17 protein-coding genes and 2 tRNA genes are annotated in these 19,532 nt (G+C 70.6%); 14 read left to right on the top strand and 5 right to left on the bottom strand.

All coding sequences use genetic code 11. The annotated features are described in order from the left end of the window. Positions 1-93 precede the first annotated feature (93 nt). The 4 genes from yidC to rpmH all read right to left on the bottom strand — a co-directional run bounded on the left by yidC (position 94) and on the right by rpmH (position 2,158). Positions 94-1,080: a membrane protein insertase YidC gene (yidC, locus tag RF647_RS11145; RefSeq protein ID WP_035924361.1), complete on the bottom strand. Its 987-nt coding sequence runs from the start codon at positions 1,078-1,080 to the stop codon at positions 94-96. Next, entirely contained in the window at positions 1,077-1,517 is a 441-nt protein-coding gene (yidD, locus tag RF647_RS11150) for a membrane protein insertion efficiency factor YidD (protein WP_368811749.1), read from the bottom strand. The genes yidC and yidD overlap by 4 nt, the downstream gene beginning before the upstream one ends. Further along, positions 1,514-1,927 carry a ribonuclease P protein component gene (gene rnpA, locus RF647_RS11155; RefSeq protein ID WP_017835071.1) on the bottom strand — a complete coding sequence of 138 codons (414 nt, stop codon included), beginning with the start codon at positions 1,925-1,927 and terminating at the stop codon, positions 1,514-1,516. Before rnpA ends, yidD begins: the two co-directional genes overlap by 4 nt. A 93-nt stretch (positions 1,928-2,020) precedes the next feature. Beyond that, entirely contained in the window at positions 2,021-2,158 is a 138-nt protein-coding gene (rpmH, locus tag RF647_RS11160; RefSeq protein ID WP_019181680.1) for a 50S ribosomal protein L34, read from the bottom strand. A 660-nt stretch (positions 2,159-2,818) separates the two neighbouring features. Here rpmH and dnaA point away from each other — a divergent pair. The 10 genes from dnaA (at position 2,819) to RF647_RS11210 (ending at position 14,346) form a co-directional block, all read left to right on the top strand. Then, positions 2,819-4,411 (top strand): chromosomal replication initiator protein DnaA, encoded by a 1,593-nt coding sequence (gene dnaA / locus RF647_RS11165; RefSeq protein WP_368811960.1) that lies wholly within the window; start codon positions 2,819-2,821, stop codon positions 4,409-4,411. Between the two features lie 630 nt (positions 4,412-5,041). Next, a complete protein-coding gene (dnaN, locus tag RF647_RS11170) occupies positions 5,042-6,166 on the top strand; it encodes a DNA polymerase III subunit beta (RefSeq protein WP_368811750.1) in 1,125 nt (374 codons plus the stop codon). A gap of 36 nt (positions 6,167-6,202) precedes the next feature. After that, the gene (recF, locus tag RF647_RS11175; protein WP_368811751.1) at positions 6,203-7,423 is read left to right on the top strand and encodes a DNA replication/repair protein RecF; all 1,221 of its coding nucleotides are present in this window, start codon (positions 6,203-6,205) and stop codon (positions 7,421-7,423) included. Continuing rightward, positions 7,420-8,085, top strand: coding sequence for a DUF721 domain-containing protein (locus tag RF647_RS11180; RefSeq protein WP_368811752.1), 666 nt, complete (start codon positions 7,420-7,422; stop codon positions 8,083-8,085). The genes recF and RF647_RS11180 overlap by 4 nt, the downstream gene beginning before the upstream one ends. Before the next feature lie 351 nt (positions 8,086-8,436). Further along, positions 8,437-10,524 (top strand): DNA topoisomerase (ATP-hydrolyzing) subunit B, encoded by a 2,088-nt coding sequence (gene gyrB / locus RF647_RS11185; protein WP_368811753.1) that lies wholly within the window; start codon positions 8,437-8,439, stop codon positions 10,522-10,524. A 90-nt stretch (positions 10,525-10,614) separates the two neighbouring features. Then, a complete protein-coding gene (gene gyrA / locus RF647_RS11190; protein ID WP_368811754.1) occupies positions 10,615-13,320 on the top strand; it encodes a DNA gyrase subunit A in 2,706 nt (901 codons plus the stop codon). Further along, entirely contained in the window at positions 13,317-13,931 is a 615-nt protein-coding gene (locus RF647_RS11195) for a DUF3566 domain-containing protein (protein ID WP_368811755.1), read from the top strand. Before gyrA ends, RF647_RS11195 begins: the two co-directional genes overlap by 4 nt. A 97-nt stretch (positions 13,932-14,028) precedes the next feature. Beyond that, positions 14,029-14,102 (top strand) — tRNA-Ile (locus RF647_RS11200). A 33-nt stretch (positions 14,103-14,135) separates the two neighbouring features. Next, positions 14,136-14,258, top strand: a complete 123-nt coding sequence (locus tag RF647_RS11205; protein ID WP_255219369.1) for a hypothetical protein — start codon at positions 14,136-14,138, stop codon at positions 14,256-14,258. Between the two features lie 12 nt (positions 14,259-14,270). Next, positions 14,271-14,346, top strand: a tRNA-Ala gene (locus RF647_RS11210). Positions 14,347-14,477: 131 nt separating this feature from the next. Here RF647_RS11210 and RF647_RS11215 read toward each other — a convergent pair. After that, positions 14,478-15,350 carry a hypothetical protein gene (locus RF647_RS11215; RefSeq protein ID WP_368811756.1) on the bottom strand — a complete coding sequence of 291 codons (873 nt, stop codon included), beginning with the start codon at positions 15,348-15,350 and terminating at the stop codon, positions 14,478-14,480. A 159-nt stretch (positions 15,351-15,509) separates the two neighbouring features. Between RF647_RS11215 and RF647_RS11220 the strand changes: the two genes are divergently transcribed. The 4 genes from RF647_RS11220 (at position 15,510) to RF647_RS11235 (ending at position 19,497) form a co-directional block, all read left to right on the top strand. Then, on the top strand, positions 15,510-16,055 hold the full coding sequence (locus tag RF647_RS11220) for a peptidylprolyl isomerase (RefSeq protein WP_368811757.1): 546 nt from the start codon (positions 15,510-15,512) through the stop codon (positions 16,053-16,055). A gap of 162 nt (positions 16,056-16,217) precedes the next feature. After that, entirely contained in the window at positions 16,218-17,018 is an 801-nt protein-coding gene (locus RF647_RS11225; RefSeq protein WP_368811758.1) for a rhomboid family intramembrane serine protease, read from the top strand. Positions 17,019-17,359: 341 nt separating this feature from the next. Then, positions 17,360-18,052, top strand: a complete 693-nt coding sequence (locus RF647_RS11230; RefSeq protein ID WP_368811759.1) for a response regulator transcription factor — start codon at positions 17,360-17,362, stop codon at positions 18,050-18,052. Then, entirely contained in the window at positions 18,049-19,497 is a 1,449-nt protein-coding gene (locus RF647_RS11235) for an ATP-binding protein (RefSeq protein ID WP_368811760.1), read from the top strand. Before RF647_RS11230 ends, RF647_RS11235 begins: the two co-directional genes overlap by 4 nt. Positions 19,498-19,532: the final 35 nt, after the last annotated feature.

Raw genomic sequence — 19,532 nt, forward strand, 5'->3', positions numbered from 1 at the left:
TCGGTCATGTCGTCTCCTGGGGCCGTGGAAGCACGGGGCCGGGCGCGCCGGCCCCGTGCGGGGAGGGGGTCGAGCCGGGTCGGCCGGCCGCGGTCATCGCGCCTGTTTCCGCTTCGCCTGCTGCCTCTGGCGCTTCTTGCCGACCGGCTGCTGGCGCTGCCCGGCGGCGGCGCGGGCACGCTGCTCCTCGATGTCGGCCTCGTGCTCCTCCACGGTCTTGCCGACCGGGGGGAGCCCCTTGGCGGCGCGGCGCTCGTTGAGCTCCTGCTCGGCCTGCGAGCCCGGGGTCGGGTTGTTGCGGATGACCCACCACTGCTGGCCCATGGACCAGACGTTGGAGACGGTCCAGTAGATGAGGACGCCGATGGGGAAGTTGATGCCGCCGATCGCGAAGACCAGGGGGAACAGGTACAGCATCATCTGCTGCTGGCGGTACATGGGGGAGGCCTTCGCGGCCTCGCTCATGTTCTTGGCCGTCAGCTGCTTCTGGGTGAAGAACTGCGAGGCGGACATCGCGACGATCATCACGATCGCCAGGAGGATCGTGGCCACGTGGTTGCCGTCGCCGGGGTTGAGCAGCGTGGAGAACAACGGGGCGCCGAAGAACGTGGCCTCGTTGAAGGACTGCACGGTGGCCGCGTTCAGGACGTGCACGCCCTCGCCGGCGGCCGCGGACCCGGGCACTCCGTTGAGGACCTGGAACAGCCCGAAGAAGATGGGCATCTGCACCAGGATGGGCAGGCAGGCGGAGAACGGGTTGGAGCCGTGGCTCTTGTACAGCTCCATCTGCTCCTGGGCCATGGCCTGCCGGGACAGCTGGTCCTTCTTGCCCTTGTACTTGGCCTGGAGCTTGGCCATCTCCGGCTGCAGCTCCTGCATGCCGCGCATGGACTTGATCTGCTTGAGGAACAGCGGGATGGTCAGCGTGCGCATGACCAGGGTCAGGCCCACGATGCACAGCACCCAGGTGATGCCCGCGGCGGGGTCCATCCCGAGGGCCGTCAGCATCTCGTGGAACACCCACAGCACGGCGGAGACGACCCACCTGAAGGGGAAGAGGATCATTTCGAACAGGTTCATGGGGAAGGCTCTCCTTGGGCCGCGGGACCGGTGGCCCTGGCGGGGTGGTGCTGGTGGCGCTCAGCAAGGGTGGGATGGTTCAGCAGGACGATCCGGGGAAGGGACGCGAAGTCGGGGAAGACCCGGCCCCCGTCCGGGACCCTGTCGATCCCACCCGCCGCCCAGGGGTGGCAGCGGAGGAGCCTGCGGACGCTGAGGCCCAGGCCGCGCACGGCGCCGTGCACCGTGACGGACTCGAGGGCGTAGGCCGAGCAGGAGGGGAAGTACCGGCAGACGTCCCCGTACAGGGGGGAGACGATGGTCCGGTAGAGCTTGAGACCCGCGATGAGCGCGTTCTGGGGCAGGAACCACAGGACCTGCCACGCGGACGCCGGGCGGACGAACTCGTGGGGAGCCGCCGCGTGGAGGTCCTCGGGCGCGTGAGCGTGCTCGCTCATGACTCCGGCTCCTCCCGTGCGGGTCGTCGGTCTGCTGCGGTGGTCGTCGTCCCGGCGGTCCCGGGGGCCCCGGCCCGCGCGGACGCCGTCCGCCACGCCTTCGCGTAGTCGGCGGCCAGCTCCGCCCAGTCCGCTCGGGAGGCGGGCGGCAGCGCGCGCACCACGACGTCGTAACCGTACGGGGCCTGCCTGACCGTGGTCTGGGCGAGCTCCCGGAGGCGTCGCTTCACCTTGTTGCGGCGCACGGCGTTGCCCACGGCCTTCGAGACGACGAAACCGAACCGGGCCGGGTGCTCCTCGCCGGTGGGACGCACATAGACGACGACGTTCCGGCGCCCGTTGCGGGCGCCGGAACGCGTGGTGGCCGAGAACTGGGCCGAGGTCCGGATCCGGTGCTGTTCAGGCAGCACGGTCCCGCTCCTGCACGGTCGGCAGCTCCGGCACGACGACGAGCGCCCGTCGCGGGGCGGTCGTCGGAAGCGCCGGCGCCGACACGGACCGGCTCAGGCGGAGAGCTCGGTGCGGCCCTTGCTGCGGCGGGCGGCGAGGATGGCGCGGCCGGCGCGGGTGCGCATCCGGGCACGGAAGCCGTGCTTCTTGGCGCGACGGCGGTTATTCGGCTGAAAAGTCCGCTTGCTCACTGGTTACTCCAAAGGCGTCAGGGTGTGCGCCCGTCCTCGGGCTCACCGCACCGGGTTCGGCGCGGAGGAGAGGGACGGTCACAGCGGTGCTGGTGGATGCGTCCGAGCATGCGGATGGGCATGACAGTGGACACAAAAGACTACTTCACCCTAGACAACGGGCAGGGGGCGGTCAAATCAGCGACGCGTGGCCGCGGGCCCCGGTGCCGCCGGCGCAGGAGCCGGGCGGCCGGGGCGGAACCGGGTCGAACGGTGGTCGAGTGCTGGACCGGGCACCGGGAGACCCGGTGCCGCTGTGCAGTTCACATCCTACCCACAGCTGTGCACGGATCTTCATCACATCCTGTGGAAAACCGGCCCGGCCCGAGCCGCGGAACCACGCGGATCGGGGGTCGAACTACACCTCTGTAGTTCCCGGAGCCCCCGGAAAACGGCTATGAACAGGTTCGGCGCATGTTCTAGGCTGGCACTCGCGGCTGGCCCCCGACAGCTTTTCCACCGTTGTGAACAACGCTGTGGACAAGATCCCCGGCGAGGGGCCGGGACGACCCGTCCACCGCCTCGTCATCCCGACGACAGCTCGATGACATCTCGACGACAGCAGGAGTACGCGTGGGCACGCAGGACAATCAGGCGCTCAGCGCTCAGTGGGCCGAATGCGTGCAGTACATGTACGAGGACCCCATGACCACGGGGCGCTACCGGGGGTTCATCTCCCTGGCCCAGCCCCAGGGCCTCATCGGCACCACGCTGCTCGTCGCGGTCCCGAACGAGCTCACCCGCGAGTTCTTCCAGAACCAGATGGCGTCCGTGCTCCGGTCCTCCGTGGGCCGGGCCTTCAGCCCCGAGACGCTCGTGGCGTTCGTGGTGGACGCCGACCTCGAGACCGCTCCCGCACCGGAGGCCGGGGCCTCGACGCCCACCGCGGCCCTGCCCCCGATCAGCGAACTCGAGGCGGAGCGCAACCGCACCGACCTGCCCGCGCGGGTCGACCACGCCGACACCGCCGATGCGGTGGAGGTCGACCGTCGGACGACCGGTCTGGACCGGCAGACCGCCGGGCTCATGGCGCCGCCCCCGGAGCCGGCACACCGCTCCGAGATGGGCGGGGCCGACCGGACGCTGCCGCCGCCGCGGGACCCGCAGGCCGCGCCGCCCCGCCGCCCCGTCCAGGACACCGGCACCGCTCCCGCCGTGGTGGGGGAGTGGGACAGCTCCGCGCGGCTGAACCCCAAGTACGTCTTCGACTCCTTCGTGATCGGCCAGTCCAACCGGTTCGCCCACGCCGCGGCCTTCGCAGTGGCCGAGACCCCGGCCAAGGCCTACAACCCCCTGTTCATCTACGGGGAGTCCGGGCTGGGCAAGACGCACCTGCTGCACGCGATCGGCCACTACGCCAAGCGTCTCTACCCCCAGGTGCGGGTGCGCTACGTGAACTCGGAGGAGTTCACCAACGACTTCATCAACTCGATCCGCGACGACGAGGGCTCCTCCTTCAAGGAGATCTACCGCAACGTGGACATGCTGCTGATCGACGACATCCAGTTCCTGGCGGGCAAGGAGCACACGCAGGAGGAGTTCTTCCACACCTTCAACGCGCTGCACAACCACGAGAAGCAGATCGTGATCACCTCCGACATGCCGCCCAAGCAGCTCACCGGTTTCGCCGAGCGGATGCGGTCCCGCTTCGAGTGGGGCCTGATCACCGACGTGCAGCCGCCGGAGCTGGAGACGCGCATCGCGATCCTGCGCAAGAAGGCCACGAGCGAGGGGATGGACGCCCCCGACGACGTGCTGGAGTACATCGCCTCCCACATCTCCACCAACATCCGCGAGCTCGAGGGCGCCCTGATCCGGGTCACCGCGTTCGCCTCCCTGAACAAGCAGTCGGTGGACCTGCCCCTGGCCGAGCTGGTGCTCAAGGACCTCATCACCGACGACGGCGCGCAGGAGATCACCGCGGCCTCGATCCTGGCCCAGACCGCGGTGTACTTCGACATCAGCCTCGAGGAGCTCAAGAGCAAGTCCCGCACCCGCACCCTGGTCACCGCCCGGCAGATCGCGATGTACCTGCTGCGCGAGCTCACCGACATGTCCCTGCCGAAGATCGGCCAGGAGCTCGGCGGCCGCGACCACACCACGGTGATGCACGCCGACCGCAAGATCCGGACGCTGATGGCCGAGCGCCGGCAGATCTTCAACCAGGTCACGGAGCTCACCAACCGGATCAAGCAGCAGCAGCGCGAGGGCTGAACCCGGCCCCACCCCTCCTCGAAGGCCCCGGCGGAGCACCGCCGGGGCCTTTTCGTGTAGTTCGTCCACAGGCTCCGCCCGCGGGATCCCGGGCCCGGAGGCACCCTCCTGCACAGGATGTCGGCGCTTGTGGAACGCCTGTGCACAGGACAGAACCCACACCTGTGGATAAAATTGTGGAATTCTCCGTCCGACCGGTGGAGAACCTCGGTACAACTCGGTGGAGGGCTGTGGAACCCGCGGAACCACGCGGATCTCATCCACCGGCAGCACGCGTTCCGGTGGACCCCGAACCACAGGAACTCAACAGGCCGCCACCGCCCGGGGCCTGGCCGAGGGGCAGTTATCCACAGATTCCACAGCGGTTATTAACACTCCCATCCTTAAAGAGACATCTGGCCAAACAACAAGAATCCTGGAGCGCCGACCCCGTCCGGGACCTTCCGGGCCCCGGATCACCCGGACGCCGCCACGGAGCGGCCGAATGGCCGTCCTGTGAAACGGACCGATACGATGCAGAGGGCGAAGACCCTGTTCGCACCGCTGCACCCCGCGGCGCGGCCCGCACCGGACCCTGTCCGGGACCGTGGCTCCGCCGTCCTTGCTCAGACTGAAAGGCAGCAACCTCTCGTGAAGTTCTCCGTCGAACGCGATGTTCTCGCCGAGGCCGTCACCTGGACCGCTCGGTCCCTCTCTCCTCGGCCCCCGGTCCCCGTGCTGTCCGGTCTGCTCATCCGTGCGGAGGGCGGTCAGCTGTCCATCGCGAGCTTCGACTACGAGATCTCCGCGCGGCTGTCGATCAGCGCCGAGGTCCAGGAGGAGGGAACGACCCTCGTCTCCGGCCGTCTGCTCGCGGACATCTGCCGCTCCCTGCCCTCCGCCCCGGTCGAGGTGCACACCGACGAGGGGAAGGTCACCCTGACCTGCCGCTCCTCGCGCTTCAACCTCGCGGCCATGCCGGTCGGCGACTACCCGGAGCTCCCGGCGCTGCCGGACGTCTCCGGCGTGGTGGCCGGCGACGAGTTCGCCCACGCCGTGGCGCAGGTGAACATCGCCGCGAGCAAGGACGACACCCTGCCCATCCTCACCGGCGTCCGCGTGGAGATCGAGGGCGAGAAGATGACGCTGCTCGCCACGGACCGCTACCGGCTCGCGATGCGCGAGCTCACCTGGCGGCCCAGCACCCAGGACATCTCCACGGCCGCGCTGATCAAGGCGCGCACCCTCAACGACATCGCCAAGACCCTCGGCCCGGCCGGTGACATCAACATCGCACTGTCCGACTCCGCGGAGCTCGTCGGCTTCGAGTCCGGCGGCCGCCGCACCACGAGCCTGCTCATCGACGGCGAGTACCCCAAGATCCGGTCGCTGTTCCCGGAGCACACGCCGATCACCGCGGCGGTGCGGACCACCGAGCTCGTCGAGGCCGTTCGGCGCGTCTCGCTCGTGGCCGAGCGCAACACTCCCGTGCGCCTGGCCTTCACCCAGGGGCAGGTGGCCCTGGACGCCGGGACCGGCGAGGACGCCCAGGCCTCCGAGGTCCTCGACGCGCACCTCACCGGCGACGACATCACGGTGGCCTTCAACCCGACGTACCTCTCCGAGGGCCTGCACGCCTTCGCCTCCGACTACGTCCGGTTCTCCTTCACCGCCCCGCCCAAGCCGGCCGTGCTCTCCGCCCAGGCCGAGCCCGAGGGCGAGGACAAGGACGACTACAAGTACCTGCTGATGCCGGTGCGGCTCCCCAGCCAGTGACCGGCCGGCCCGGAACCGGAAGCTGCTGATCCCGGCGTGTTCGTCGACCACCTCTCCCTGCTCGACTACCGGACGTATGCCCATCTGGACATACGTCTCGCTCCCGGGACCACCGTGTTCCTCGGGCCGAACGGCGTGGGCAAGACGAACATCGTCGAGGCCCTGGACTACACGGCGGGCCTGTCCTCGCACCGGGTGTCCTCCGACGGCCCGCTGATCCGCTTCGGCGCCGACCGCGCGATCGTCCGCGTCCGGGTGCGGCGGGGCGGGCAGCAGACCGTCCTGGAGCTCGAGCTCAACGACGGCCGCGCCAACCGGGTGCGCATCAACCGGGCCTCCCCGGTGCGGGCCCGGGACGCGCTCGGCATCGTGCGGACCGTCCTGTTCTCGCCGGAGGACCTGGCGCTGGTGAAGGGGGACCCCTCCCACCGCCGGCGCTTCCTCGACGACCTCGCGAAGTCCATGCGCCCCGTCCTCGCGGGCACCCTGGCCGACTACGAGAAGGTGCTCCGGCAGCGCAACGCGCTGCTGAAGTCGGCCCGCCGGAGCGGCCGGTTCACGGACACCCACCGGTCGACCCTGGCGGCGTGGAACGACCAGTTCGCCCGCGCCGGGGCCGGCATCCTGCACGCGCGCCTGCAGCTCATCGACGCCCTGGCGCCCCAGGTGGCGACCGCATACGGCCAGCTCACGGACGGGACCAAGGAGACGACCCTGCGCTACGTGTCCTCGGTGCTGCCCGAGAGCGCGGCCGGGGACGCCGAGCGGCTGCGCGGGTTCACGCCCGCGGACCTGCACCAGCTGATCCTCGACGCGTGCGAGGCCTCGGAGCAGCGGGAGCTCGAGCGGGGACTGACCCTCGTGGGCCCGCACCGCGACGAGCTCGAGCTGCTGCTCGGGACGGCGCCGGCCCGGGGCTACGCCTCCCACGGCGAGACCTGGTCCTACGCCCTCGCGCTCCGCCTCGGCTCCTGGTACGTCCACCTGGCGGACGACCCCACGGAGGGCGCCGCGCCGATCCTCGTCCTGGACGACGTGTTCGCGGAGCTCGACGCCCGCCGCCGCAGCCGTCTTGCCGCCATCGTGGCCTCCGCGGAGCAGGTGCTCGTGACCGCCGCGGTCGAGGAGGACCTCCCGGCCGAGCTCGTGGCCGGTCCGCACGACGTGGTGCGGGTGGGTCCCGGCACCGCCGTCCGGGACGACGAACAGGTGCCCGCCGGGACCGGTCCGGAGCCGGAGGAGGCGTCGTCGTCATGAGCGGGCCGCGGCGCGAGGACGGCCCGCTCCCCGCCGGGGAGCCCCAGGATCCCCCTGTCCCCGAGGCGAACATCGTGCGGATCGAGGACGAGATCGACGCGCCGTCGGCGCTGCTCACCCGGATGCGCCACGCGGCGGAGGCGCGCGGGGACGGGCGGCTCTACGGCGCGGCCGCCCGGCGCAACCTCAAGGGCTTCGGCGCCGCCATGGAGGCGGCCACCGCGTCGGCCGCCGAGCGCCTGGGCCGCCGGGGCAACGACGTGGACCCGCGGGCGCTCGGCGGGTACTCCGGGGCGGGCCGCTCCGCCCGCGACCCCCGGGGGGTGGGCACGGTGCTGGACGGGCTCGTGTCCGGGCGCGGCTGGAAGGCGCCGGTCGCCGTGGGCTCGGTGCTGGCCCGCTGGGACGACCTCGTGGGCCCGGGCATCGCTGGGCACTGCCGGCCGGAGAGCTTCGACGAGACCGTGGTGCGGGTCCGGTGCGACTCCACCGCCTACGCCGCGAACCTGCGCCTCATGGTCCCGCAGCTGCTGCGCATGTTCGACGAGCACCTGGGGGAGGGCATCGTCACCCGGATCGAGATCCTCGGTCCCACGGCCCCGAGCTGGAAGCGCGGCCGCCGCTCCGTGCAGGGCCGGGGGCCCCGCGACACCTACGGCTGAGGCCGGCGGTCCGGACCGCTGAGCGGCCTCGTGGCGCGCTGCGGCCCCCCTGTGGCGTCCCGGGGGTGGCGGAGCGGAGGAAAAGTGGTCCTGAGGCCCTTTCCCGGCCGCTCAGAGGGGCCTGTGAGGACCCCGAGCCGACGGTTTTCCGATAGAATCGGTTCCAGACAGCAATCGACGGACCGGGCCCCCACGGCCGATCGCGACCACCCCGCCCGCGGCGCGGGCACCCGGAGTCGTCGACCCGTTCCGACCCCGCACGAGCCGATGAGCCGCCCGAACGTCTCATCGGCGTTCTCTTGTGCCGTCCGGAGCGGGACCGGTGTGCCCAACAGGAGGAGCCAGGAACCCGTGGCAACAGAGGATCCGCAGAAGCGCGAGTACGGTGCCGGTGACATCACCGTCCTGGAAGGTCTCGAGGCCGTCCGGAAGCGACCCGGCATGTACATCGGCTCGACCGGCCCGCGGGGGCTGCACCACCTCGTGTACGAGGTGGTCGACAACTCGGTCGACGAGGCCCTGGCGGGCTACTGCGACCACATCGAGATCACCCTCCAGGCCGACGGCGGCGTCAAGGTCGTGGACAACGGCCGCGGCATCCCCGTGGACATCCACCCGACCGAGGGCCGGCCCACCGTCGAGGTCGTCATGACGATCCTGCACGCGGGCGGCAAGTTCGGCGGCGGCGGCTACGCCGTCTCGGGCGGGCTGCACGGCGTGGGCATCTCCGTGGTCAACGCGCTGTCCCGGCGCGTCGAGACCGAGGTGCGGCGCCAGGGCCACGTCTGGCGGATGGTCTTCGCCGACGGTGGCATGCCCCAGGGCGAGCTGGTCCGGGGGGAGGAGACCTCGGAGACCGGCACCACCCAGGTCTTCTACCCGGACCCCGGCATCTTCGAGACCGTCGACTTCGACTTCGAGACGCTGCGGGCCCGCTTCCAGCAGATGGCGTTCCTCAACAAGGGCCTGCGGATCACCCTCACGGACGAGCGGGCGCCGGAGGAGTCCGGCGAGGAGATCGCCGGCTCCGCCTCGGACCGCACCGCCGTCCACGCGGACGCCGAGCCGGTCGAGGGCCGCGACGGCGGCACCGACGTCGCCCGGCTCAACCACGAGGACGAGGACGGCGCCGGCCACCGCCGGGTCGTCTACAAGTACGACCACGGCCTGCTGGACTACGTGACGTTCCTGAACACGTCCAAGAAGGCCGACCTCGTCCACGACGACGTCATCGCGCTCGAGTCCGAGGACACGGAGCGCAAGATGTCCCTCGAGCTCGCCATGCAGTGGACCACGGCCTACACCGAGTCCGTGCACACGTACGCGAACACGATCAACACCCACGAGGGCGGCACCCACGAGGAGGGCTTCCGCTCGGCGATGACGTCCCTCGTGAACCGCTACGCCCGGGAGAACAGGCTGCTCCGGGACAAGGACGAGAACCTCACCGGAGACGACGTCCGCGAGGGCCTCACGGCTGTCATCTCGATCAAGCTCGCCGAGCCCCAGTTCGAGGGCCAGACCAAGACGAAGCTCGGCAACTCCGAGGCGAAGACCTTCGTCCAGCGCGAGGTGAACAACCGGTTCGGCGACTGGCTCGAGCGCAACCCGGCCGCCGCGCGGGAGATCATCCGCAAAGCGATCAACGCCTCGCAGGCGCGGCTCGCGGCCCGCAAGGCGCGCGAGACCACCCGACGCAAGGGCCTGCTCGAGTCGGGCGGGATGCCCGGCAAGCTCAAGGACTGCTCCTCCAAGGACCCCTCCCTGTCCGAGATCTACATCGTGGAGGGCGACTCCGCGGGCGGCTCGGCGGTGCAGGGCAGGGACCCCGCGCACCAGGCGATCCTGCCGCTGCGCGGCAAGATCCTCAACGTGGAGCGCGCGCGGCTGGACCGGGCGCTGTCCAACACCGAGGTCCAGTCGATGATCACCGCGTTCGGCGCCGGCATCGGCGACGACTTCGACATCGAGAAGGCGCGGTACCACAAGATCGTGCTGATGGCCGACGCCGACGTGGACGGCCAGCACATCACCACGCTGCTGCTGACGCTGCTGTTCCGGTTCATGCGCCCGCTGATCGAGCACGGCTTCGTCTACCTGGCCCAGCCGCCGCTGTACCGGATCAAGTGGTCCAACGCCCCGCACGACTACGTCTACACGGACGCCGAGCGGGACGAGGCCCTGGCGCGCGGGCTCGCCAACAACCAGCGCATCCCCAAGGACAACGGCATCCAGCGCTACAAGGGCCTCGGCGAGATGGACTACACCGAGCTGTGGGACACCACGATGGACCCCGACCACCGCACCCTGCTGCAGGTGACCATGGAGGACGCGGCCGCCGCCGACCAGATCTTCTCCGTGCTCATGGGCGAGGACGTCGAGTCCCGCCGCGAGTTCATCCAGCAGAACGCCAAGGACATCCGGTTCCTCGACATCTGATCCGCGACATATGTTCCGCTCGGCATGCAATGACCGGGGGCGGGACCTGCGCAGGACCACGAGGACGAGCAGACAGAACGGAAAGACCGCATGAGTGACGAGACCCAGGACGGACCGACCCCGGAGGACGCCGGCCTCGCCGGCGACCTCGAGCACACCCCCGTGCTGACCGACCGCGTGGAGCAGGTGGACCTGCAGACCGAGATGCAGCGGTCCTACCTCGACTACGCGATGGCCGTCATCGTGGGCCGCGCCCTGCCGGACGTCCGGGACGGGCTCAAGCCGGTGCACCGGCGCGTGCTGTACGCGATGTACGACGGCGGCTACCGCCCCGACCGCTCCTTCAACAAGTGCGCCCGCGTGGTGGGCGAGGTCATGGGCCAGTACCACCCGCACGGCGACTCCGCGATCTACGACGCCCTCGTGCGGCTGATCCAGGGCTGGGTGATGCGCTATCCGCTCGCCCTGGGGCAGGGCAACTTCGGCTCCCCGGGCAACGACGGCGCGGCCGCCCCGCGGTACACCGAGACCAAGATGGCGCCCATCGCCATGGAGATGGTCAGGGACATCCACGAGGAGACCGTCGACTTCCAGGACAACTACGACGGCAAGAACCAGGAGCCGTCGGTGCTGCCGTCCCGGTTCCCCAACCTGCTGGTCAACGGCTCGTCCGGCATCGCCGTGGGCATGGCCACCAACATCCCGCCGCACAACCTGCGCGAGGTCGCGGACGGCGTGCAGTGGTACCTCCAGCACCCGGACGTCTCCAACGAGACGCTGCTCGAGGAGCTGCTGCAGCGGATCAAGGGCCCGGACTTCCCGACCGGCGCGCAGATCCTCGGCCACAAGGGCATCGAGGACGCCTACCGCACCGGCCGCGGCTCCATCTCCATGCGCGCCGTGGTCAGCGTCGAGGAGATCCACAACCGCACCTGCCTGGTGGTCACCGAGCTGCCCTACCAGGCGAACCCGGACAACCTCGCGATGAAGATCGCGGACCTCGTCAAGGACGGCCGCATCACCGGCATCGCCGACATCCGGGACGAGACCTCCGGGCGCACCGGCCAGCGGCTGGTGATCGTGCTCAAGCGCGACGCCGTGGCCAAGGTGGTGCTCAACAACCTCTACAAGCACACGCAGCTGCAGGACAACTTCTCCGCCAACATGCTCGCGCTCGTGGACGGGGTGCCCCGCACGCTGAGCCTCGACGCGTTCATCCGGCACTGGGTCACCCACCAGATGGACGTCATCGTCCGCCGCACCGAGTACCGCCTGCGGCAGGCCGAGGCGGAGGCCCACATCCTGCGGGGCCTGCTCAAGGCACTCGACGCCCTCGACGAGGTCATCGCGCTCATCCGCCGCTCCCCGACGGCCGACGACGCCCGCAGCGGGCTCATGGAGCTGCTGCAGATCGACGAGGACCAGGCGCAGGCCATCCTCAACATGCAGCTGCGCCGGCTCGCGGCCCTCGAGCGGCAGAAGATCCAGGACCGGCACGCGGAGCTCGAGCGGCTCATCGCCGAGTACACCGAGATCATCGCCTCGGAGGAGCGCCAGCGCGGCATCATCTCCTCGGAGCTCGACGAGATCGTGGGCCGCTACGGCGACGACCGCCGCTCCGAGATCATGTACGGCTACGACGGCGACATGTCGATGGAGGACCTGATCCCCGAGGAGGAGATGGTCGTGACCATCACCCGCGGCGGATACGTCAAGCGCACGCGCTCCGACCAGTACCGCTCCCAGCGGCGCGGCGGCAAGGGCGTGAAGGGCGCGCAGCTGCGCGGGGACGACGTCGTGGAGCACTTCTTCGTCACCACCACCCACAACTGGATCCTGTTCTTCACGAACCTGGGCCGGGTCTACCGCACCAAGGCGTACGAGCTGCTGGAGGCGGGCCGAGACGCCAAGGGCCAGCACGTGGCGAACCTGATGGCCTTCCAGCCGGGGGAGCGGATCGCCCAGGTCATGGAGCTGCGCTCGTACAGCGACGCCCCGTACCTGGTGCTCGCCACCCGCAGGGGCCTGATCAAGAAGTCCCGGCTGATGGACTACGACACCAACCGCACGGCCGGGGTGATCGCGATCAACCTGCGCGACGACGACGAGCTCGTCTCGGCCCAGCTGGCGTCCGCGCAGGACGACCTGCTCCTGGTCTCCCGCAACGGGATGTCCCTGCGCTTCACCGCGAGCGACGAGGTGCTGCGTCCCATGGGGCGGGCGACCTCCGGGGTCACCGGCATGAAGTTCCGCGACGGCGACGAGCTGCTCTCCGCCAACGTGGTCACCGACGACGCCTACGTCTTCGTGGTCACCGAGGGCGGCTACGCCAAGCGCACCAAGGTGGAGGAGTACCGGGTGCAGGGCCGCGGCGGCATCGGCATCAAGGTGGCGAAGCTCGCGGAGCAGCGCGGCCGGCTGGTCGGCGGGATCATCGTGGGCGAGGAGGACGAGGTCCTCGTGGTCATGGAGTCCGGCAAGGTCGTGCGCACCGGCGCCTCCGAGGTCCCGGCCAAGGGCCGCGACACGATGGGCGTGATCTTCGCGAAGCCCGCCCAGGGCGACACGATCACCGGGGTGGCCCGCAACGCCGACCGGGAGATCGCCGAGGAGGTCGACGCCGAGGCCGTGGCCGAGGTCGACGTCCAGCTCGAGGAGACGATGGAGACGGCCGACGTCCTGGACGCAGGCGAGGCCGACGCAGAGGCCGACGAGCTCGGTCCGGTCCCCGGTTCCGGGGACACGACGGACGATGAAGTAGCGTTGGACCCGAACAACAACGGAGGTAACGCATGAGCTCGAGTTCCGGCTCCAACACCGCCGGCAGGTCCGGACGCTCCCCCCTGGCGTCCGCACCCCGCCCCGGGAACGGGTCGCCGTCCGGGACGGCGAGGCCCTCGACGAGCGCCCGGACCGCGCCGAAGCCGGCGAAGTCAGGCTCGGGTCCCGCGAAGTCGAGCACCGCCCGGTCCGGCTCCGGCCCGGCGAAGAGCGCCCGGCCCGCGAGCTCGACGAAGGGCCTGGTCCGCCCGGCCCCGCGGCCGCGGGTGCGCCGGGCGCGGCTCGTCGTCTCGAAGGTGGACACCTGGTCGGTGCTCAAGCTCGCGTTCCTGCTGTCGGTCGCGCTGGGGATCATCACCGTGGTCGCCGCGGTCGTGCTGTGGATCGTCCTGGACCTCACGGGCCTGTTCGACGGGATCAACGAGCTGCTCGGGATGCTGGGCGGCGCGGGCGGAGCCCTGAACATCAAGGACTTCCTGTCCCTGGGGCAGATCGCGATCTTCGCGACCATCGTCTCCGTGGTCAACGTCATCCTGCTGACCGCCCTGTCGGTGCTCGCCGCCCTGCTGTACAACATCGCGGCGGCCCTCGTGGGCGGGATCGGGCTCACCCTCACGGACGACTGATCCGGCGCGGTTCCGGGGACTCCGGCCCGGCCGGGGCGATTTGGCACGGGTCGGCAACTCCGGTATCGTTTCTTCTCGGTCCGCAAGGGCCGTGAGAGGGCGTATAGCTCAGACGGTTAGAGCGCTTCGCTGATAACGAAGAGGTCCCAGGTTCAATTCCTGGTACGCCCACGGTTTCCCTTTTCCGCAGGTCAGGAGGCAGGCGTGAACAGGAAAATGGCTGCGGCTCTCGCCCTGGTCGGCGCATCGGTCGCCGTGCTCACCAAGCTGCGGGAGGCCGACGCCGACAGGAACGCCTGGGCGGACGCCACCGACGAGGTGGAGTAGCCCGGACACCACGGGGGCGTGGCGCAACTGGTAGCGCATCTGCTTTGCAAGCAGAGGGTTAGGGGTTCGAGTCCCCTCGCCTCCACCACACCGGATCCCGATCGAGCAGATGCTCGGTCGGGATCTTCTCGTTGTCGGGCGCATCACCGCGCGCCGCCGCAACGGCAGAGGCCCCCGCTCCCGACAGGGAGCGGGGGCCTCTGCCCGAACGGGCGGGGATCAGGCCTCGTTCTCGTTCTTCTTGCCCTGGATCTGCTCCTTGACCTCGTGGATCGTGGTCTTGGCGTCCTCACCGACGGTCTTGGCGCTGTCCTTGACCTCGGCGGCGGCGTCCGAGACACCACCGGACTGACCGGCCGGGGTGGTCGCGTCCTTGACGTCGTCGACCTGCACACCGGTGCCGGCAGCCACGGTGGACTGCTGGGCCACCGGGGAGGCGGTCACGCGCGGGGACGTGGCCGCCGGGGTCTTCCAGGGGTCCTCGACCGGGCGCGACGCCTTCCAGGCGGCCACGCCGGCCGCACCGCCGGCCACGAGCAGGCCCAGCAGCAGGAGGCCCTTGTGGGACTTCTCGGCCTTCTTCTGCTGCTTGGCGTAGTCCTTGGCGACCTTCGAGGCGGCCTTCTTCGCGTTGGCCACGGCCTTCTTGTCACCGGTCAGCTTCGCGACGATCGCCTCGAGCTGCTCGGGGGTGTCCGCGTCGGCGAACTTGCCCGCGAGCAGGGCGGCGGCACCGGCGTACTTCGCCTGCATCGCGGCGCGGCTCTCGGAGGCCCGGTCCGCGGCCTTCGCGGCCACGGGGCCGGCGGTCTTCGCGGCCTTCGCCGCGACCGGGGCGGTCACCGCGGCAGCCTTCAGCTTGGCCGAGCCGGAGAGATCGTGGGCGCGGCCCAGACCCTCCTGGACCTTGGGGCCGGCGGTCGCGACGCCCCCGGCGAGGGCCGCGGCGCCCGCCTCGACGCTGTGCTGCAGCCGGGGCGCGAGGTCACCGATCTCCTTGGACGCCCACTTGCCGGCGTCCAGGACCCTGTTCTCCGCGTCCTTCTGCGCCGCGACGGCCTTCTTCTCGCTCTTGGACTTCTTGAAGCTCATGAATCCATCCCTCCTCGGGTCGTGACAATCCACTGTCAGCATACGGGCAGAGCCGTCGGGGCAGGAGGGTGCGCCGCGCAATCCCGGGCCTTTTCACTGTGCGCTGAACCCCGCGACCCCACCGGCAAGGGCCTCCGGGGGCCGTGCAAGAATGGGCGCATGACTTCTGCCATCCCCACTGCCAAGGCGACCATCCACACGAACCACGGCGACATCGTCGTGAACCTGTTCGGCAACCACGCCCCGAAGACCGTCAAGAACTTCATCGGCCTCTCGGACGGCACCCAGGAGTGGAGCGACCCGCGCACCGGTGAGAAGCAGACCGGTCCCCTCTACAAGGACGTGGTCTTCCACCGCATCATCAAGGACTTCATGATCCAGGGCGGGGACCCCCTGGGCCAGGGCATCGGCGGCCCGGGCTACGAGTTCGACGACGAGATCCACCCCGAGCTCGACTTCAACGCGCCCTACATCCTGGCGATGGCCAACGCCGGCAAGCGCAACGGCAAGGGCACCAACGGGTCCCAGTTCTTCATCACCACCGCTCCCACCACCTGGCTGCAGGGCAAGCACACCATCTTCGGCGAGGTGGCCGACGACGCGTCGCGGAAGGTCGTGGACGAGCTGAACAGCGTCCGCACCGGCGGCATGGACCGCCCGGTCGAGGACTGCGTGGTCACCTCGATCGACATCGAGCAGCTCTAGATCCGAGCAGTCTCCCCGTCCCGGCACCGCCGGGACGGGGACCAACGGCGCAGGCCCGTCCGGAGCGATCCGGACGGGCCTGCGCCGTTGCCGTTCCGTCCCACCCCGTCCATCCCGTCCAGCGAACCGGGCCCGCAGCGAACCGGCCCAGGAGGAGTCCCAGTGAGCGGCGAGCGACCGCAGTACGGCGCGTCCACCGGGGGAGACATCCCGGTGTGCCCGCGCCACCCCGACCGGCCGGCGTACGTGCGGTGCCAGCGGTGCGGCCGGCCGACGTGCCCGGAGTGCCAGCGCACGGCCGCGGTGGGCGTCCACTGCGTCGACTGCGTGCAGGAGGCGACGCGCTCGCGCCCCGCCGTCCGCACGAGCCTCGGCGGCCGCGCGGCCCAGGGCTCCCCGATGCTCGTCACCTGGTGGCTCGTCGGCGTCAACGCGGTGGTCTACGCGCTGCAGTGGCTCGTGCAGGCGGCGGGCGTGAGCCTGCTGCAGATGTTCGCCTACGCCCCCGTGACCACGACGTCCGAGCCGTGGCGGATGCTCACGAGCGGCTTCCTGCACTCGATGTCCAGTCCGCTGCACCTGATCCTGAACATGTACATGCTCTACCTGTTCGGGCGGATGCTCGAGCCTGCGCTGGGCCGCAGCCGGTTCCTGCTGCTGTTCCTGCTCTCCGTCCTGGGCGGATCCGTGGGCGTCCTGCTCCTGTCGCACCCGCTCAGCCTCGTGGTCGGCGCGTCCGGGGGCGTCTTCGGCCTGTTCGGCGCCCTGTTCGTGCTGCAGCGCCACCTGGGGCAGTCCATCACGCCCATCGCGGTGCTGATCGGCGTGAACGTCGTCTTCGGCTTCCTCTTCCCCGGCATCGCCTGGCAGGCGCACCTCGGCGGACTCGTCACGGGAGCCCTCGTCGCCTTCGGCTACACGGCCGTCACCCGTCGGCGCCGGGGTGCCGGCGGCCGCCGGTGACACCGGCCGGCACCCACCCCCGAGCACTCGCGCGCCGGCGGACGACCGTGTTCTCCACAGGGGTTGTCCCCACCTGTCAACAAGTTACACCGGTGGAATTCCACACCTGTGAGCAACGGTGTGGACAGGGCCAGGGCGGCTTCCACAGCTGTTAATAACGCTGTGGAGAGCGAGCTGTGCACACAGTTCTCCACACCTGTGGACAACGTTGTGCACCGGTTGGGGAGAAGGGGCACGACCGTGCGGGCCGGGACGCCGTCCTCATCGGATCCTCAGGCGGCGTGCGGAAGACTGGAGGGGTGCGGATCCCGCCGCGCCCACGGAGGAGAACGGGAGGACGCGTGCGCGTGCTGCTGGTGGAGGACGAGGTGGACCTCGCGGAGTCGCTGCGCCGCGGGCTCACGAACGAGGGCTTCGTCGTCGACGTCGCCCACGACGGCATCACCGGGGGGTGGCTGGCCGGCGAGAACCCCTACGACGTCGTGGTCCTGGACCTGATGCTGCCCGGCAGGAACGGCTACGCGGTGCTCGAGGAGCTGCGCGCCGCGGAGAACTGGGTCCCCGTCCTGATGCTCACCGCCAAGGACGGCGAGTACGACCAGACCGACGCCTTCGACCTCGGCGCCGACGACTACCTCACCAAGCCCTTCAGCTTCCTCGTGCTCGTGGCGCGGCTGCGCGCCCTCATCCGCCGGGGGGCGCCCGAGCGGCCCGTGGTGCTCACGGTCGGGTCCCTGCAGCTCGACCCCGTCCGCCGGACGGTGACCCGCCGGGGGACGGCGCTCGAGCTCACCGCGAAGGAGTACGTCATCCTCCAGTACCTGATGCAGAACGCGGAGAAGGTCGTCTCGAAGCTGGAGATCATGGACAACGCCTGGGACGCCGGCTTCGAGGGCTCCGAGAACATCGTCGAGGTCTACGTGGGCTATCTCCGGAAGAAGATCGACGCGCCCTTCGGCCTCTCCACCCTGCAGACGGTCCGCGGCATGGGCTACCGGCTGGCCCCGGACGAGCCCGGGACGCCGGCGTCGTGACCTCCGCCAGGAGGGGGCTCCTCGACCGGTGGGGGGTGCGGGAGCGCAGCACGGCCGCCGCGGCGCTGCTCATCCTCCTGGTGATGGCCGTGGCCGGCGCCGTGCTGCTCGAGGTCCTCAGCCGCGCGGCCGTGGGGGCCGCCCACGACCAGGCCGTGGCCCGGCAGACGGAGATCCTCCAGGACCTGGGGCTCCCATGGGGCCCGCGCAGCGCCGAGGGCTCGGCGGGGGAGACGGCCGTGTTCACGCAGGCCGGGCTCGGCGAGCTGATGCTGCGGCTCGGCCGCCCGGGGGTCATCGTGCAGCTCCAGGACGCCGACGGGCAGGTGGTGGCCGCGTCCCCCGCCAGCGCGCTGGGCACGGACCTGTCCGTGCCGGTCCTGGAGCCGGGGCGGTCCTTCGACTCCGCGGCGAACGGGGACGGGCCCGAGCTCAGGACCGACAACCACGTGTATGTCGCTCACGGCATGTACATCAACGGCGTGCCCCTGACCCTCACCGTGGCCGTGCCCATGGCGCTGCAGCAGGGCACCCTCCAGACCGTGTCCCTGTTCCTGCTGGTCGGCGGGCCGGTGCTGGCGCTGCTCGGGGCCGCGCTCATGTGGTTCCTGGTCGGCCGCTCCCTGGCCCCGGTGCGCCGCATCACCGGACAGGTCCGGCGCATCGGCACGGCCCGCCTGGGGGAGCGGGTCGACGTGCCCCCCACCCGGGACGAGATCGCGGCGCTCGCCGAGACCATGAACGGGATGCTGGACCGGCTGCAGGCCTCCGACCGGGCGCAGCGGCGGTTCGTGGCGGACGCCTCCCACGAGCTCCGCAGCCCGCTCGCCACCCTCACCACCACGATCGAGGTGGCCGCCTCCGATCCGTCCGGGGCGACGTGGTCCGAGCTTGCCCCCGTCCTCAGGTCCCAGTCCCGCCGCATGGGCCAGCTCGTGGAGGACCTCCTGACCCTCGCCAAGGTCGACGACGCCGGGCTGCGGCTGCGCACCGCGGACACCGACCTCGACGAGGTGGTCCGGGAGGAGATCGCCCGGATGCGGCCGGCCTCGCGGCACGAGGTGCGCGTGCACGTGGAGCCCGTGCGGGTCCGGGGGGACGCCAGCCGGCTCCAGCAGGTGGTCCGCAACCTGCTCTCCAACGCGGAGCGGCACGCGGATGCCTGGATCGCCGTCTCCCTGGTGGCCGAGGGGGACGAGGCGGTCGTGACCGTGGTCAACGACGGCGACCGCATCGCGCCGGAGGACCGGGAACGGGTCTTCGAGCGGTTCGTGCGGCTCGACGATTCCCGGACCCGGGACACGGGCGGATCCGGGCTGGGCCTGGCCATCAGCCGGGAGATCGTCGCGGCCCACGGGGGGACGATCGGCGCGGGCGAGGACCCGGAGGGCCGGTGCCGCTTCCAGGTGCGTCTCCCGCGGGAGGGCGGGGACGACGATGGCTGAGCACCTCGCGTTCACCTTCCGTTGGCGGCACCGTC

The sequence above is a fragment of the Kocuria sp. CPCC 205263 genome (genome assembly GCF_040981075.1).
GTDB lineage: Bacteria > Actinomycetota > Actinomycetes > Actinomycetales > Micrococcaceae > Kocuria > Kocuria rosea.